At 38.0% G+C, this 17436-nt stretch carries 13 protein-coding genes; 10 read left to right on the top strand and 3 right to left on the bottom strand.

What is annotated here, in order from left to right:
* Positions 1–329 precede the first annotated feature (329 nt).
* On the top strand, positions 330–1979 hold the full coding sequence (locus tag JL102_RS06755) for a vWA domain-containing protein (RefSeq protein ID WP_202243504.1): 1650 nt from the start codon (positions 330–332) through the stop codon (positions 1977–1979).
* A gap of 9 nt (positions 1980–1988) precedes the next feature.
* Here the strand turns inward: JL102_RS06755 and JL102_RS06760 are convergent, their stop codons facing one another.
* Complete coding sequence (locus JL102_RS06760; protein WP_202243505.1) at positions 1989–3692, bottom strand: hypothetical protein; 1704 nt, start codon at positions 3690–3692, stop codon at positions 1989–1991.
* Positions 3693–4045: 353 nt separating this feature from the next.
* Here JL102_RS06760 and JL102_RS06765 point away from each other — a divergent pair, with 353 nt between their 5' ends.
* The 8 genes from JL102_RS06765 (at position 4046) to JL102_RS06800 (ending at position 12527) form a co-directional block, all read left to right on the top strand.
* Complete coding sequence (locus tag JL102_RS06765) at positions 4046–5608, top strand: Ig-like domain-containing protein (protein ID WP_202243506.1); 1563 nt, start codon at positions 4046–4048, stop codon at positions 5606–5608.
* Between the two features lie 327 nt (positions 5609–5935).
* Positions 5936–6487: an RNA polymerase sigma factor gene (locus JL102_RS06770; protein ID WP_237390453.1), complete on the top strand. Its 552-nt coding sequence runs from the start codon at positions 5936–5938 to the stop codon at positions 6485–6487.
* Positions 6487–8283 carry a hypothetical protein gene (locus JL102_RS06775; protein WP_202243507.1) on the top strand — a complete coding sequence of 599 codons (1797 nt, stop codon included), beginning with the start codon at positions 6487–6489 and terminating at the stop codon, positions 8281–8283. The genes JL102_RS06770 and JL102_RS06775 overlap by 1 nt, the downstream gene beginning before the upstream one ends.
* Positions 8284–8316: 33 nt before the next feature.
* Positions 8317–9927 (top strand): hypothetical protein, encoded by a 1611-nt coding sequence (locus JL102_RS06780; protein ID WP_202243508.1) that lies wholly within the window; start codon positions 8317–8319, stop codon positions 9925–9927.
* Positions 9928–9944: 17 nt separating this feature from the next.
* Positions 9945–10712, top strand: a complete 768-nt coding sequence (locus JL102_RS06785) for a c-type cytochrome (protein WP_202243509.1) — start codon at positions 9945–9947, stop codon at positions 10710–10712.
* 5 nt (positions 10713–10717) lie between these two features.
* Complete coding sequence (locus tag JL102_RS06790) at positions 10718–11098, top strand: OB-fold protein (RefSeq protein ID WP_202243510.1); 381 nt, start codon at positions 10718–10720, stop codon at positions 11096–11098.
* Positions 11099–11103: 5 nt separating this feature from the next.
* A complete protein-coding gene (locus tag JL102_RS06795) occupies positions 11104–11658 on the top strand; it encodes a YceI family protein (protein WP_202243511.1) in 555 nt (184 codons plus the stop codon).
* Between the two features lie 44 nt (positions 11659–11702).
* A complete protein-coding gene (locus tag JL102_RS06800) occupies positions 11703–12527 on the top strand; it encodes a DUF5777 family beta-barrel protein (RefSeq protein ID WP_237390455.1) in 825 nt (274 codons plus the stop codon).
* A 139-nt stretch (positions 12528–12666) separates the two neighbouring features.
* Here the strand turns inward: JL102_RS06800 and JL102_RS23975 are convergent, their stop codons facing one another.
* Positions 12667–13428: a response regulator transcription factor gene (locus JL102_RS23975; protein ID WP_202243513.1), complete on the bottom strand. Its 762-nt coding sequence runs from the start codon at positions 13426–13428 to the stop codon at positions 12667–12669.
* Between the two features lie 160 nt (positions 13429–13588).
* Between JL102_RS23975 and JL102_RS06810 the strand changes: the two genes are divergently transcribed.
* On the top strand, positions 13589–14245 hold the full coding sequence (locus JL102_RS06810; protein ID WP_202243514.1) for a DUF1349 domain-containing protein: 657 nt from the start codon (positions 13589–13591) through the stop codon (positions 14243–14245).
* Between the two features lie 68 nt (positions 14246–14313).
* Here the strand turns inward: JL102_RS06810 and JL102_RS06815 are convergent, their stop codons facing one another.
* Complete coding sequence (locus JL102_RS06815; protein WP_202243515.1) at positions 14314–17097, bottom strand: RICIN domain-containing protein; 2784 nt, start codon at positions 17095–17097, stop codon at positions 14314–14316.
* Positions 17098–17436: the final 339 nt, after the last annotated feature.

A 17436-nucleotide genomic window follows, 5' to 3' on the forward strand; every position in this document is an offset into this window, starting at 1 on the left:
TCTTATCCCATGGACTATAGGTAATTGTAGATTATGAAAATAACGCCAGGCTGGTCTGATGATTCCTATGTTAAAGGTTTGTGAATGTTTCAAGCGCCATAAGCATGGTTAGGGGAAAGTCCAATTCCTTTTTTAAACATCATTGCTGTAGCCCTGCTTTTCGCTAGTAGCTCTGCCGCCTTATGCAAAGTTATTGATGTCAAAGCCATCACATCTAATGATTTCATTGATCAAGTTGGCATTTGACAAATGGTTTGTTCAGCACTTGCGGTGAGAAGAATTGCAGTCTTTAATAAAAAAATGTATGATTGAGTTTAGTTGATTATCAAATGCTTACGAAGAATAATAGATTTACTATATTAATGGCTTTTGTATGTGCCATAGCTACTACTTTTCCATTCATTACTAAAGCTCAAAATCATAACAGTGGTTCTAATAATACTAAAGAAAAAATAGCCTCAGCTATAAATGGCTATTTAGGAATCTTGGCTGTAACTACGGGTAAAATAAGAAAACATGGAGAATTGCTTAATAGTTATAATCTTCGGGTTAATGATAGGTACCTTTCAGGCGGACGGGTTAGCAAGTTTACTCCGCTCCTTAAGCAATTACCAGAAAGAGAAAAGGAACGTGGTATAGTAGGCTTGTCAGATATTCCAGAAGCCCATAGGGCAGAGGTAGATAAGCTGTTTAACTCTATATGGTCTAAGCTGGGCGAAAGGCTGCAGTTAGAATTAATATTAAATGATTTAACCAAGGATTACCCACCTGCCACCAATGTAGCACGGTTAGATAGCATTTATAGTTATTTAGAGCAGATAGATCATAACTATAAGGAATATTATGCTCTTACCATGAGGTTCGAAGAGCTGGCTGCTGATATATACGCTCAATATTTGGCCGATGATAAAAACAGTGCATGGAAAGATACGGCAGGTGAGATGAAAGTGGTAATCGATTCCGTTAGGAACTATATCTATAATGCTAGAGAAGGATATTATTCCGACGAGTCACCGCTAGATACTCTTTATTTGAGCCAGGCACTAGAGCATCTTGCAGTTGATAAAACGAAAAACCTTGGAGCTATAAAAAGAGTGAAAGGAAGCGACGGTAGCAATGCTCATCAGTATTATGATCTCTTTATACACCACATGCAAAGGGCTATGAGAGAATTTCATAATCCGTATAAACCTTTGATGCCATATGCTCCACAACCCTATTATTATGTAGTGAATGAATTTGATTATGCTATCGATGATTATAATAAAATCATGACTCTTAGCGGACGCTCTGATCTTACAGAGCCGCCCGCATATTTGGTAGGATTGGTTAAGGAAATTGGGCTATATAACTTTTCGGGCCCCAGAAAGGCTCCTGAGCCAGAAAGTGTTAATCTAAGTAATGATGCAGATCCTTTACCCATTAATGTATCAATGGAAGGCTTTGCCTATACGCACACGGTTTTACTTTTAGATGTTTCTGGCAGTATGAACGACCCTGTGAAACTGCCCTTGCTGAAGCAGTCTATTATGAGATTAGCTCCCTATATGAGAGAGTATGACCGCGTTTCTGTAGTGATTTATTCAGATGATGCTCAGGTGATTTTTGAAAATGAGCCTTTCAGTAATCAAAAGGCCATGAAAAAGATGGAAACGTTAATATCAAAAGGAAATACTGATGCTCAGAAAGGGCTTAAAGAGGCTTATAAATTGGCTGAAAAGGAATTTATCACCCAAGGTAATAACAGAATCATTATAGCTACTGATGGCGATTTTCATATAGATGACAAAACGGAAAAGATGGTGCAGAAAGGCTATGAAAAAGGAGTTTTTCTTTCAGTTTTTGGCTTTGGTCATAAGATTTATGATGAAAAGCGCTTTGAAGCACTAACCGCGATGTCAGGAGGAAATTACCTACATATAGATGAAGATAATAGCCTACAAGCTTTAGTGGCTGAGCTGCAAGCAGTGAGAAAATAAGGCCTTTTTTTATTTTAACTTTTGGATTATCGCGCCCTCAATAGGGCTAGTATAGAGAACCTCTGCATTATTCAGTATGTCAGCACTAATAACCACATCATTCTCCTGTGGTTGGTAAGTGGAGTCCATATTCTTGGTGGCTTCCGGGAACTTTAACTTTGAGTAGAATAAGTGAAAGTGAAGGTCTCTTGCAATCCAAATCTGCTTGGTGTTAATCGTATTTACCATTTCTAATTCTTGGTTTAAGGCATAGTAAAAGTCTTTGTCATAAACGTAGCCTTTTATTCTATGTAGCCATGTATAGCTGAAGTTAAGCCAAGTGTTGATGGCTAGTAAGCCTATCATAATCGTTAAAATAAGTAGCTTAAATGAGTGATGCCTGCTCGCCCAATCGTACATCATACTTCCTGTTAATAAGGTAAAAGTGACATTCATGTAAATCAGCGACCTAAAAGGAATGTAAGTATGCATAATAAGTGAAAAGAGAATAGGCATTATAAGCTGCACCGTAAAGTAATAAAAGAGGTGAGTGGTGGGGGAAGATAGGTGTCTTTTGAATAATAGGAACAGAACTAATGGCAACATTAGCAAGAGGTAGGCTTTGTTATTGGCGTTAGTAATCACACTTATGTTTTTGAGTATTTCCATGTGAATGAGAGTCCAATCTAGCAATTCGGTGCTTAATGAATGTAAAATGATGTTGCGCCATCCGCTTACCAACAATACAGGGAAGTAGAAAATAAGAGTCATTATGGATGCTAATAAAACAGAGTTTAAAAGCAGAACTTTTTCCTTATGTGTAAAGCATTTGATATGAAAAATGGCATAAATAAATAATGCACAGCAATGAATTATAAACATTTTATTAGTGGCTAGGCCCATACTGGTTACCCATGCGCCAAGTAGTAAGTAAAGACTGTTTTTATCCTTTAGATAACTTTCAAAACAAAAATATGAAGCTACAGAGAAGACGGCCAGCAAATGGTAGGATCTTCCTTGAATACTATAGATACCAGACCAAAATGAAAGTGCTACTGCTGTGGTAATAAAAAAGGCTTTTGAAAAACCTTGATTAGCAAACCAAAGGAATATCATAGCCAGTAAGCAGAATTCACCCAATATGGAAGGAATACGAATGGCTAACTGATCACCAGCTCCAAGATTTAGCGCGAGGCTAGATAAATCCGTGTATAAAACATGGTTGTTTAGCCATTGTACGTTATCATTAAACTGATAAGTGTGCCTAACCATTAAGTTTTTCTTGCTATAGTAAATAAAGTCAAACACTTCATCTATATGCAGGGGGAAGTGGAAAAACAAAAAGGCTTTATAGCCAACCCAAGCGATGCCCAGCGCATAGAGCAATAGGAGTTGGTTTTGGGAAAAGGTCTGTGCTTTAAAAGTTAAGGGTGCTGACTTTTTGAAGAGGTAATATATACCAGCACAGGTTAGAGCTATTAATGATATAAAGAGAGCTAGTATAATGTGCAGTTGATGAGAAACGGATAAGTAATGTTCTTCAAAGATGAAGAATTCATCTAGCTGATTATCCAAATAAACATCCTGAAATTCTGAAATAATAGCGGCTCTGAAATCTTCAAAACTATCAACCGAAAACAATGTATAGAACCAATAGCATGATGGTATAGAAATAAATACTATCCATGAAATGATACCAATAAATAGAAATTTAGAAGATCTACTGAGAACCATTGCTGAAGCTTATAAAGAGTCGTTTCAGCCCCTCAAGGTACGGATATTATCAATTATTAGTATAAGACTTAGTCTACTTTTGTGGATATACTAAGTCTTTTTAATGATAAGCATTTGCTTAAAGTATAACCACTTCAAATGTCTTAAGGCTGCCACCTATTTTTAGATTGATATAATAAGTGCCTTTGGTAAGGATAAAACAGTTGCATGTTTAAAATTTCACTGATAAGTAAGCTTAATAAATGTATCAAAAACGATTTCCGTTTTCTCCATAGGGTTACCCACTATAAATTAAACTTGTTTCATAAGTATTATTATTGTTTTTTTAGAATCAATTTAAATCTCAAATACTTATGTTAAAGTCTTCAATCTTTTTTAATTGGGCTAGCAAGGCTGTGATTTTAGGTTTTGCTCTCTTTGCTCTACAATCATGTGATGATGATGATGGAACACAAGCTCCACCAACGGATAGTACGGCCCCATCAATAATCTTTAAAGAGCTTACCGATGGTCAGACCGTTTGGAATACTATTTCCCTGACTATTGAAGCTAGTGACGATGGTGAAATGGCAGAAGTAGAATTGTTTATTAATAATGAAAGTGTGGCTCAAAATAACGGAGCTAGTTTAAATTATGACTGGAATACTTTTGAAGAGAAAGATGGCAACTACACACTTAAATCCGTAGCTACTGACTCAGAAGGAAATGTTGCTTCTAAAGAAATTACGGTTAGCGTGCTTAATACTTTAATTACCACGTCTGTTCCGGCTGATTTCTTTGAAGAGGGTAAAACCAGTGTGATTTTTCTATCTGATGCCGATGGTGCATTAATTACCTCTATCGAATGTGGCAATGGAGATAACATCACTTTAAAGTCAGAGGCCTTTGAAGGAGAAAGTTTCTTTTTAAGCGAGGCCAAGAGAGATGATATAATGATCATTTACACCTTTGCACAAATAAAAAGAGGAACTAGCTGGAAACTTAGTAGAGACTTAGAAGATGATCCCGATGTAGTAGACAAGGATCCATTGAGAGCCAGTGTAGAACTAACTGGCGCCAGTTTGGATGTGGGTGAATATTATAACTTGTACACTTTTGGCCGCAAAACAGGTGGTATTACTGAAAATAAAACCCTTGATTTAGAATTATCAGAGGAAAGTAGCCCCTTATATGTGGTGAAGTATTCATCTGAAGGGGAAAGATTACAGTATCACCTCTTTGATGAAGTGATTGCAGGAGGGGACAATATCATAGATCTGAGCATGGTAAATAATAATTTCTCTTCTGTGATGGTGGAATTTCCTGAAGAAATAAAATCATTGGAATATTCGATCTACGGATATACTTCAACGGATTCATTTAAAAGATCATTTGCTATCGATGAATATTATGCCAATCCATATAATGGAGATAATGTAACTTTACACTATCCAAATACCTCCTTTGCAAATTATTATACTCGTATTTTTTACAGAACTGAAGGTTCTTCTTTTGATCAAAGAGGTTATGGGGTAGAGGGAATAACGCCACGTACGATAAATGCTTCGATTGACATTGAGGTACAAGATGATGGTGTTACTTATTCATCCTCAGGTAATTATGATTTTTTGAGATTAGCAATTTTAGGTGAAAATTGTTACAACTTATTTGTGCTTCCCTCTGGCGACAATCAAAAAGTCCCGTTACTTACCTTTCCTGCGTCTTTAAATGAGTATAAGCCTACTTTAAATTTATTGCAATATTCTTTTTCAGACCTTTTTCTAGTAGAAGGTTACGATGAGTTTAGAGATGTTCTAACAAATGCAGAAAATGGCTTTGGTAGTATATTTTCTGAAGGTAGTAGCTATGCTAACTTGAATTTTGAAATAGAAAACCCATCAGGTAGAAAGGCTATAGTGCCAGGCATATTTCAATAGGTTATAAAAATTGATAGTTTCAAAGAGGCCATTTCTAGAAGGAATGGCCTCTTTTATTTATTATGAATAGAACCAGTCATTTCATTGACATTTAAATGCGTATGGTATTTGGTTTACGCTCGTTTTGATGCCTGTTTTTTTATAAACCGGCAGTGTTACCATAAACAGGAGTGGGCGAAAGTTTTTTATCGTTTTATTTTAGCCCCTATACTCTCTTTCTGGTATGATTTAAAGATATGGAGAATTTTTTTTGTAATTTTTCTATATGTCAGGCAACCTTTTTTTGAATAGCATAGGTATAGGTAGTTAAATCTCGGAATCCGAAAATTGTCGATAAATAGTAAACATATTGATTCGCTGATCAAAGGCTGTATAAAGCAGAAGCGCGAAGCACAGAAGATGCTCTATGAAGAGTATCATGGCTACTGCATGAGTATTTGTCTCAGATATGCGGAATCAAGAGAAGATGCTGTAGAAATGATGAATGACGGATTTTTAAAAGTATTCAATTACATAAAGTCTTATGACCATGCTAGGCCATTTAAGACTTGGTTGAGAAGAATTATGATTAACAGTACTTTGGATCATATAAAGAAATACCAAATTAAACTGGAGCAGCAAGAGATAGAAGAGGGGATCAGAGAATTGATAAGTGAAACGCAGCTCGATCAGCTATCATATGAAGAGTTACTAGGCCTAATCAGAGAATTACCGTTGGCCTATAGAACCGTGTTTAACCTGCATGCTATTGAAGGATATAAACATGAGGAGATAGCCGAAATGCTCAATATCAGCACTGGGACATCCAAATCTAACTACTTTAAAGCTAAGAAGAAACTGCAGGAGCTTTTGAGAAAATATTTTGAAGTAGAATATTGATGAGTGACGAAAATAACCATATCGAACAGTTCTTTAAGAAGCATCTCGATGTTGAACATTCTTCTTTTATAGAAGAGGATTGGGCAAAAATGGAGAAAATGCTTGATGAGCAAGATTTGGCGGCAGGTGTGCCTCCAAGGTCTGGTATGGGCTGGAGAAGAGGCTTGACAATGGTGGCTGTGGTAGCCTTAATCGCCTTTCTTTTAGGTTGGTATGGACATTCATGGTCAGGAAAAGAAGATAATAACAATGAGCTGGAATCTCAGGCAGAGCAACTTGAGGAGGTGATTAAATCAGAAGTATTAGGAGAGGCGCCACCAAATGATGGATCCACTTGGAGTGATAATATCATCAGTCAGACCGAGGATCAGAGCCAAGACTTTGATCAGGTCAGTATTAAGGCTAGTGACAAGAAAAGAAGAAATACTCCTGATAATGATCAGATTGCTTTGTTAGGACCTGAAGATAGCCCATCAGATGAATATGCTTCCGAGCCAAAAGAAATAGATAATTATAACTATAAGCTTGCAGAGGCTAATGCAGGCAAAGAACAACCCGCCTATGGTGGAAGTCAAAGGCAAAGCCCGGTTAAAGAAGCTATTGTAAATCCACCATTAGCTTCAGAAGAGAATAACTCTACCGTTGATAATCCAAGTAATGAAGAACGGGAACAAGGAAATGATTTGAAAGAAGCCGGTGTACATCATTTTGTTTACGAATTAAAAGAGAATCCATTATTAGATAAACAGGAGGGAAATTCTTCAGAGAAAAAACCTTTAGGTGAAAGCAGAATGAAGAACCCTGAGGAGACAGGCGTGAAAGCCGGCCATAAAGAGGATGACTTACTGGTGAATGACAAACCAGAACATGTAGAAACGAAAGAGGTAGATAAGAATAAAGCGGCGGCTATTATGGGCAATAAAGCTGAAAGTACAATTGACTATAATGGCGGTTATGTGTATGATAGCGAGTCAAATAATCAGCATACTTCTGCTATGGGTAGTGATAATGACCATAATAGCGAATCAAATGAAATTGATGTTTCTTCTATGATTACTGAGCAGGAGCCGGAATACCTTGAAGGTAAAGATGGTTTGTTAAGTGTGCCATATCGTTGGTCATTTGCTCCTCAAAAAGTAGAACAAGAAATAATAGAAGAAGATATTATTAAAGAAGAAAAATCAGGTATACAATGGAAGGAATGGTATGTAGGCCTTTCTGTGGCGCCAGATTTAAATAGCATTGGTTTAACCAGTAGTAAGCAGGTTTCAGGTAAGGTAGGGCTGAGGTTTGATTGGGATTTTCTTCCCAAAACATCGTTACGCGTAGGTGTTTATTATAACCGAAAGAGATACACGGCCATGGGATCTGATTATAACCCACCGGAGGGCTACTGGGAGTACCAAACAGATGGTGTGATTCCATCTACTATTAATGGTAAATGTAGGGTAATTGATATACCTATCACCTTGAGCTACAATTTTCTTAATAAAGGAAAGTGGACTTTTGGTGCCTCTACCGGCATTAGTAATTATATTCTTTTGGACCAGGACTATTGTTATGAGTTTGATCAGCCATATAGTGGACCTGCTACCAGATGGGTGACCGATGAAAAGGAAACTGCAAAATGGTCAATAGCTAACCTTTCGCTTATTGCGCAATATAGCTTAGGAAGGCAGACCTTTATACAGGTAGAACCTTATGTTCAGGTGCCTTTGCAAAAAATAGGTTGGGCACAGGTATCCTTGTACGGTACCGGTGCTATGTTAACCATTAAAAGAAAATTGCAGTTTTAAAAACACTATTTCCCGAATTTTAAACTAATCAAAATGAAATCTTGTAAAATTTTTAAGCTCCTCATGGGGTGCATTGGAATTGCTATGTTCTTTTCCTGCTCAGATGATAACAAAGATAACCCTAAGCCTGTGGCTAAGGGATCAGTGATTATTACTGATAATTCAACTTATGGTAACATTCTCACAGATAATAAAGGCATTACTTTGTACTTCTTTTCTAAAGATACCAAAGGAGCTAGTGTTTGTGAAAACGGTTGCCTTGCTGCCTGGCCCACATTCTATGATGAAGAGCTTACCGTGGGCAGTGGCCTTAGTAAGTCTGATTTCGGAACGATTACCCGAGCAGATGGAAAGAAACAAAATACCTATAAGGGATGGCCTTTATACTATTATGCACCTTCAGAAGGGATAGAAGACCCCGGAGAAACGAAGGGTGAGAATGTTGGGGGAGTTTGGTTTGTGGCCAAGCCAGATTACAGCATTATGATAGTCAGCGCTCAGCTGGTGGGAGCTGATGGGAAAAATTATACTTCTGATTATAAAGAAGGAAATGAGGAGGCTGTTTATTTTGTAGATTCCGAAGGAAAGACCTTGTACGCCTTCAAAAATGATGAAAAGAACACTAATAACTTTACAGCGGATGATTTTTCAAATAATAGCGCCTGGCCTATTTATGAGCAGGCCAGTTTAGGTGCTATTCCGTCAGTATTATCTAGCAATGATTTTGCTGTAATTGAGGTTGCCGATAAAAAGCAGCTTACCTACAAAGGCTGGCCATTATATTACTTCGGTCAGGATGCTGCCCGTGGAGATAATAAAGGCGTGAGCGTGCCATCACCAGGAGTATGGCCAATAGTGAACAGCAACACGGTAGCTGCACCACAACCAACCGTGCGACCCACCATTATGATTTCTCAAAATTCAGAGCATGGAAGTATTATTACTGATGCGCAAGGAAGAGCCTTATACCTTTTCTCTAGTGATGTAGATGGTACGAGTACATGTACAGGTGGCTGCCTTAATGCATGGCCTGTATTTTATACAGAAAAGGTTGAGCTTGCACAGGAAACGGCGTTATCTAAAGATGATTTTGCGACTATTACCCTTGCTGGTGGTGGAAAGCAAACAACTTATAAAGGCTGGCCATTGTATTATTTTGCTCCCAATGCCGATGGCAAAATAGAATCTGCAGGAGAAGTTAATGGAGATGGAATAAACGGGGTGTGGTATGTAGCTAAGGACTATGATTTAATGATTGGTTTTGGTCAGTTGGTAGGTATTGATGGTAAAAACTATAATTCAGAATATGAGGAAGGCGAGGGAACTACCAGATTTTTTACCGATGCTAATGGACGTACTTTATATGCCTTTATAAATGACAATAAGGATAAAAATAACTATACTGCCGATGATTTTGGAAACAATAGCATTTGGCCTATCTATAACACAGAGCTGTTAGTGCTCCCTTCATCTATAAATGTCACAGATTTTAAAGTGATAGATGTTTTTGGAAGGAGTCAGCTGAGCTATAAAGGTCAACCTCTTTACTACTTTGGATCGGATACAAAACGTGGACATACCAAGGGAGTAAGTGTGCCTATACCAGGTGTATGGCCTATTGTAAATGAGGATACATCAAATTAACCTAAACCTAATATACTATGAAAAAAACAATTAATTTATTATTAGCAGGCCTGCTGCTGGGGTGTACTCCTGATCGGGTTACACCGCAGGTAGATTGTACAGGTAGTGACCTGGAACTGGCTTTCACAGTGAAAAAATCTGGTTGTCAGGAAGATTCTGGAGAGATACAAATAACAGGAACTGGTGGGGAACTACCGTACCAGTTTTTCATCAATGACAAATCATCGGATTCAGGCGATTTTAATGGATTGTCAGCAGGTGTTTACTCAGCTAAGGTTCAGGATGCGAAGGGATGTATCGTAGAGGGACAGGTATCTGTGGACAATGAGGATGGGGTGAATATTGTATCTGTAAAATCAGAAAACACACCATGTGGTAAGGATGGAGGTACTATTACCATAGCGGCTACGGGAGGATCTCTTCCTTATACTTTTAAAATGGCTGATGGAAAGACTTCAGACACGGGCGAATTCAGTGGCTTGGGTGTAGGTAATTATGATATATCAGTTACTGATAATAACGGATGTTCATCTCAGCAGCAGGTAAGCATTATTGCTGACATATCATTGATTAATGATATTATGCCCATTATTAAAAGCAACTGCGTTGGCTGTCACTCAGGTCGTGTGTCACCTAATTTAAGCACAGCTGAGGGTGTTATTGCTAATGCTACCAGGGTGAGAAACATTACAAAGGCAGGGGATATGCCTCCAAGTGGACCCTTAAGTGACGATAAAATCGATGAAATTGCCTGTTGGGTATCTAGTGGAGCATTAAATAATTGATAATCATGAAGATAGGAAAAATTGTAATGGTAATCGCGATAATTAGTATAGTGACAATAGTACTCAGCCTGACCTTAGACTTTGGAGAAGCTGATGCAGAAATAAAGGTGCCAGCCACAGAGTTAGCCACTGAATATTTGAATAATGAAGATAGTGCTAATCAGAAGTACCTGGGTAAAATTATAGAAGTATCAGGAGAGGTTCAATCTTTTGAAGAAGGGGAAAACCCAAGTGTAGTTCTTGGTAGCGGCAGTGATCTTGTGAGGTGTATTTTTAAAGATAATAGTACCTCTTTCAAAGTAGGTCAAAAGGTAACCATAAGCGGCAATTGCTCTGGCTATTTGCTGGAAGTTGTACTTGAAGATTGTAAACAAATAAAAGAATGAATTGGATGAATAAGAAACATATATTTCTGCTATTGATTTTATTGCCTTTTGCCACGCAGGCCCAGCGCCTGATGGATAGGCATGGTAAAGTGAAGTTTTTTTCTGAAGCACCTCTTGAAAATATTGAGGCAGATAATTCACAAGCATTAGCCGCATTGGATCTTTCTAATGGTAATGTGGCTGTTACTATGCTTATGAAAAGCTTCCATTTTGATAAATCACTTATGGAAGAGCATTTTAATGAAAATTATATTGAATCTGACAAGTTTCCTAAGGCTACTTATAAAGGCGTGTTAAAAAACTTTAAAAAGGAAAACTTAAACAGCATACAAGATTCTCTAAAATTATCATCACAAGGTGAATTAAGCCTCCATGGAAAAACTAATAAAGTGAGCCCTGATGTAGTCTTTTACAAAAATGGCAATAAGCTAATGGCTAAAACACAGTTTGTGATAAAGATTGATGATTATGATGTTAAAGTACCTAAAATGATGATTCAGAATATTGCTGAAGAAGTATTGGTCACGGCTATATTTTCCTTTGAAACAGAAACTAACTAATGAAGAAATTAACCTTTACCCTAATTTTATTATGCCTTATGGCAATGAAAGGCTACAGTCAGGATGATTTACTTTCTGATCTTGAAGCAGAACAACCAGAAGGCCCGCAGATAGTAACTTCTACCTTTAAAGGCACCAGGCTTATTAATGGTCATAGCGTGGAAACACGTAAAGAAGGAACACTGGAGTTTATGATCTCTCATAGATTTGGTACGCTTAACTCCGGCTCCTATAACTTTTGGGGACTAGACCAGGCGAGTATTAGAATTGCACTCGAATATGCAGTGTTTGACAGGTTTATGATAGGAGTAGGAAGAAGCTCTTATCAGAAAACTTATGATGGTTATTTGAAATATAAACTATTGCAACAGCAGAAAGGGAGTGTCAATATGCCTATAAGCGTAGTTTTGTTTAGCTCATTGGCTATTAAGACACTGAAGAGAACTGATGATTTTCCTGTCACTTTTGACGATAAACTAGCCTCTACCTACCAGATGCTGATAGCCAGAAAGTTTAGTGATCGATTATCATTACAAGTGTCTCCAACGTTCGTGCAATATGGCCTTATTGAGGCAAATGAAACCAGGGGAGATGTATTAGCTATAGGTGTAGGTGGCAGACTCAAGCTTACCAATCGTCTGGCTATTAATGCAGAATATTTCCCTCAATTGAGAGATAAGGGTGACCAATTTCAGAATGCTTTCGCTATAGGAGTAGATATAGAAACCGGTGGACATGTGTTTCAATTACAATTTACCAATGCTACTTCTATGATAGAGAAAGGGTTTGTAGGGGAGAGTACCAATGATTTCTTTGATGGCGATATTCATTTTGGGTTTAATATTTCTCGTGCATTTCAGCTGAAATAGCCTTATTGGATAGCTTATCGTTATCAATGAAGTTGTTATAAAACGGTAATGGTAAAAAGGCTGACGAAACTATATCGTCAGCCTTTTTTAGTGGGCAGGTATTTGCTCCCAGTTCACTTCTGAAAATGTGTTAGTTTAATCATTCAATTAATTCCAACACTTTGGCCATTCTATAGGCTTCAATAGAATTTTTCACCCTTAATTTTTGTAAAATATTTTGGCGGTGTCTATTCACAGTATTGAGGCTGATGTTTAATAATTCAGCAATTTCCTTACTCATTTTACCTTGGGCGATTAGCCGCAGTACTTCCTTTTCTCGGCCAGAAAGTATATCAACATAGTTAAAATCATTGTATGGGCGTGTGCTGCCATTGGTGGAATTGATAATCAGACCTTTTTCGTGAATAAGCGTGTTTAAACTTTTACCAGAGAGGTTATAAATGCATAATGCCAGCCTTAAACTATCTCCTTCGGTGGCATAAAACATTCTATGCAATAGCTTTATAAATTCTCCTGAATTGTTACGTATTCGTAAGTGAATAGCGGTATAATAATTCTTCCATTCTGTGGTAGGTAGATCTTTAAGAAAGTAGATGAAATAGTATTCTAAGGCCTGCTTTTTCTTTAAATCTTCTGGGTGTAACTTATCTAAGATTTCATCTTCCCAAATAGAATGAATTTGCTTTTCTATGTGGTTAGTTGTTTTAGTTATTAATGAACTGATGCCACCATAGTAAATGAGACTTTTTTTCGTTTTCAAATCTGAAAGTACTGCGATAGCATTTTCAACCTCAGCATACATTTTTGCTATAGACTGGTACCTTAAGCAGAGGGAATCTTCATCTGTATTTTCAAAGGTTTGACCTAACAAGGCTTTGTCAAGTTTGGCTTTTATATTCACATTATGGTTATTAATGACTATTGAATTAGCTTTTGAGGCGAGTTAGTTTTGCTAAGGTATAATTTTAATAATGATAAAGGTTAACGGCATGTAACTATTCAATATTGCTTTAATAAGAATTGTTAGCACGCTTTTTCCCTTACTATGATCTATAATGAATATGATAAAAAAACTAATGCTCATGTTTGGGATTGCTTTGATCCCCAACTTATTTCAAAATGTGATGGCACAACGGTTAGAAAAAATGACATGGTTTAATGAACCAGAAGAATGGCAAATTAAAGATAATGCGCTTTTGATGTCAGTTACACCGCAAAGTGACTATTGGCGGATTTCTCATTATGGTTTTACTGTAGACGATGCGCCATTTTACTACGGCACCTATGGGGGCGAATTTGAAGTGAAGGTGAAAATAACGGGAGAATATAAAGCTCGTTTCGATCAAATGGGGCTAATGTTACGTGTTGATCATGAAAACTATATTAAGTTTGGTATTGAATACGTAGATGGTAAGTTTAATTTGAGTACCGTAGTAACTCACAAAACCAGTGACTGGAGTGTAATTGAATTGAAAGAAAAGCCAAAATTCGTTTGGATTAAAGCCATTAGACGATTAGATGCTGTGGAAATTTTCTATTCATATGATGATAAAGATTATGCGATGATGAGAAATGCACACCTGCAAGATAATACGCCTGTAAAAGTAGGTTTAATGGCAGCTAGCCCAGATGGTGATGGCTTTAAAGCAAAGTTTGAAAATTTTCAGGTAAAACACCTTCCAGATCAAAGAAGGCTCGACTGGCTGAAGAAGCATTAAAAGTAAAAATCCCATGAATCTCACTCATGGGATTTTTACTTTTTAAATCATTTAGTATATCAAATGTATTAGTTTTTTATAATTCTTTCAGTTTTGATTACTTCACCTTTACTTTTTATTCTAATTATATACATACCTGGCTCCAGGCCTGTTAGGTTAAGTGAATGTGTCGATTCAATGGATTGTGTATTAAGTATTTTCTTTCCAGAAAGATCAGATACACTCACATCTATTTCTTTTATGTCTGATGACATGTGAATGTTTAAGAAATCACTAGTTGGGTTTGGTGAAATATTGACTTTATTGTCAGTGACTTCATCTATTCGGGTGGTGACTTCATCTGACGTATCAGGAAGGTTAACATTACTTTGTGCGCTGTTTAAATTATTGATTTCATTTACTGAAATTTCGTAATTATACACTCTGAAGTCATCAATAAGACCATTAAATAAAGGGTCAGGATATTGACTGCGGCCTATATAGTTACGCACGGGCTTGAAGTCTAATGGAGTAATAGAAATTGAACTGGATTCATCCACCAATAGGCCGTTTACATACATTGAAGCCCCTGCCTCACTGAGTGTTATTACTACATGAGACCATTGGTTAACAGGTAGTGCATCGGCACTTAAAGTCTGCTCTTCACCTCCATTTTTTATGCCGAATCGTAACTGTCCTGAGCCAGATGAAGGCGTTAAGAACATGTTTTCCTGTTCGCTATTTCCAAAATCAAAAATACGTTGCCAGGCATTTCCTCCTTTCCAATATACCCAGGTCGCTATGGAAATCTCCTCGTGATGAGGTAGGGTGGAGGGTAGTTGAAGAAAGGTATTTGAACCATTTAAAGAAATAGCTTGTGATTTTTTCCCTTCTACAAAAGGTGTGTTACTGAAAGCCGCTGCGTGGTTAAGGTTTACAGTGTGGTCTCGTGTGTTGGCATCGAAGGAGTAGTGAGCAATCATCTCCTCTGCATTAGATATGGTAGCAGAAACCGTGTTGGAATATATGGAACTATTAAGAGACTTGTCTGTCGCTTTTATTTTATAAAAATAGTTAACATTCTTTCTGGTAGTATTATCCACAAAAGAATTGGCAGTAACGTTGCGCCCAATGGTGTTATATGGACCATTGTTGCTTTCTGCCCTATAGATATTATAGCCTCTCAGGTCTTGTACAATATTGGCTGTCCAATCCAGCTTAATAGAAGCCGCATTAGCCTTAGCTTTGAGGTTTTGTGGTTTGCTAGGAGCGCTAAACTCAACGGCAGCGTCTAATGGAAGTAAACGCCATTGCTGATTCTCAGAATTAGTAGGTTCCCATTGTACTATGTTACTGCCATCAGTGGTGATGCATTGTGCACTATGCCTACTTCTGATGTAAAACCACCCATCTCCAGCGTAATCAAGATACCATTGTTGATTTCCTCCTTTGGTATTATCCCAAACAATAATATCGGCACCATTGTCTAGAGACCAATTTAAAATGTCTGGAGACTTACCACTATGAAGGGCTGTAATGGTGAAATAGCTAAAATCTCCACCTATTCGTGAGTCTACAGGTGTTACATTCCACTTCTGGTAAGCATTACCACTATAAGAACCTTGCTGTAGGTTAGCCCCCGCTTCGGTAGAGCCGCCCGCCACTTCCATTACCTGACCGCTGGCTTTGTTTACCAAAATGTACTGGCCGTTGATTGCGGGCTGAATGTCATCTCCCCAGGTAATGTTCACCACTCGCTCTGCATTTGTCTGACCTTGCTGATATCCGTTGCCACCAGGCATTACCATAGTGTATTCGCGTTGTGGGCCATAGCCGTCATAGTATACATCTCTATCTTTTGAAACGAAACTATAAGTAGTAGTGGCTGCTTGTCGTTCAGAGGTGCCTCCAAACGCTTGAATTTTACCGTCAGGTGCTTTATATACCGAAGCAGCTGTCCAGTTAGGCCTATGCTCGGCATAAGCCAGGCGTTTGCCATCACTGGCTTTTACAAACTCACCTCTGGCTAGCTCGGCGGTACCCCACCAGATACCTGTTTGCATGCCGTATTCTACACCTACCATGGCTTCCATTACATTATGTAGTTCATCATTAGTAGCATGGTGTCCATTGGCTCTCACTGTTTGGAAAAAGTTAGCGTAGCTGTCAAAGCTGCCGGCTAGTTGATGGGTGTTGCCTTCATCTAGCCTATCGTTCAGGAAATTATACCATGGAAGGGCCTGGTCTGCATTGAGGGTATTGCCACCGGAGATACGAATCTGATCAAAGCGCGGATAATTTTGCCTCAATTCGCCAGCTACATTATAAAAATCCTCTATAGTTCCCTGACCTGTGGCGCTATAGTCTGGTTCATTGAATGGCGATACTGTAATTACTGTTCTTCCCCTGTTTTGATGATGTGCAGTGGTAACATCTATAAGTTGTGCCCAGTGCGATGCATTACCCTGAAACCAGGCATCCACCCTGGGGTGATCACTATTGAGCACAACCTGAGTTGAAGGGCTGAGTAGGTCAATAATATTCAGTCTTTGATTGAGAATATCCATTTCTTCAGGGGCCAAGTCACCGTTTATAAGAGGTGAGGTAGGGGTGAAGGATGATCTCACCACGTCTACGCGGTCTTTGCCCATAAAAGCGATTCCTCTTCTTATATTACCTTCACTGAGCCAGGCTAGGTCTAGCCCCCAGGTAATGGGTTTGTTTTCCCCGGCATCAGATACACTATAATATAGAGTTCGGTCAGGAATAGGCTGAGCCTCTAGGTAGTCACTAGAGCTCGTTTGTGCATGTGCTTGGAGTACGGCCATTAATAGCAGTATTACTCCAAATCGAATAATGGTTTTGATTTTCATATTGTAGGCGTTTAAGTTTGTTAACCCACCGAAAACTTCCACATAATTACATCATAAGGGAATGATAAATGGTAGCGTTGGTGGTTGAGAAATTTAAATTTGAATTAACATATAATTATTCTTTTGGGAGAGGGGTGCATCATTCATTATTGAGGGCACTATCATTAATATATTTGTGAGATACTTTTTAGAAGTAGCTCATTTAATAGCTCAAAGTGAGTCCAGACCAATAAATGAATAAGTAACAACAGCGGGTGAGTAGGAAAAAATAAGAGAGGAATGAATTGACTCTCAGAATGTGTTTTAAGGCCATTTATTGTAGTTATGCAAGTAATATTG

This window comes from Fulvivirga sediminis (assembly GCF_016757215.1).
Taxonomy (GTDB): domain Bacteria; phylum Bacteroidota; class Bacteroidia; order Cytophagales; family Cyclobacteriaceae; genus Fulvivirga; species Fulvivirga sediminis.

Bases quoted from the DNA above. Each gene is read 5' to 3' on its own strand.
- JL102_RS06790 (WP_202243510.1), top strand. From the start codon at position 10,718: ATGAAGATAGGAAAAATTGTAATGGTAATCGCGATAATTAGTATAGTG.
- JL102_RS06815 (WP_202243515.1), bottom strand. From the start codon at position 17,097: ATGAAAATCAAAACCATTATTCGATTTGGAGTAATACTGCTATTAATG.
- JL102_RS06775 (WP_202243507.1), top strand. From the start codon at position 6,487: ATGAGTGACGAAAATAACCATATCGAACAGTTCTTTAAGAAGCATCTC.
- JL102_RS06760 (WP_202243505.1), bottom strand. From the start codon at position 3,692: ATGGTTCTCAGTAGATCTTCTAAATTTCTATTTATTGGTATCATTTCA.
- JL102_RS06810 (WP_202243514.1), top strand. From the start codon at position 13,589: ATGATAAAAAAACTAATGCTCATGTTTGGGATTGCTTTGATCCCCAAC.
- JL102_RS06800 (WP_237390455.1), top strand. From the start codon at position 11,703: ATGAAAGGCTACAGTCAGGATGATTTACTTTCTGATCTTGAAGCAGAA.
- JL102_RS06755 (WP_202243504.1), top strand. From the start codon at position 330: ATGCTTACGAAGAATAATAGATTTACTATATTAATGGCTTTTGTATGT.
- JL102_RS06780 (WP_202243508.1), top strand. From the start codon at position 8,317: ATGAAATCTTGTAAAATTTTTAAGCTCCTCATGGGGTGCATTGGAATT.
- JL102_RS06765 (WP_202243506.1), top strand. From the start codon at position 4,046: ATGTTAAAGTCTTCAATCTTTTTTAATTGGGCTAGCAAGGCTGTGATT.
- JL102_RS06795 (WP_202243511.1), top strand. From the start codon at position 11,104: ATGAATAAGAAACATATATTTCTGCTATTGATTTTATTGCCTTTTGCC.
- JL102_RS06785 (WP_202243509.1), top strand. From the start codon at position 9,945: ATGAAAAAAACAATTAATTTATTATTAGCAGGCCTGCTGCTGGGGTGT.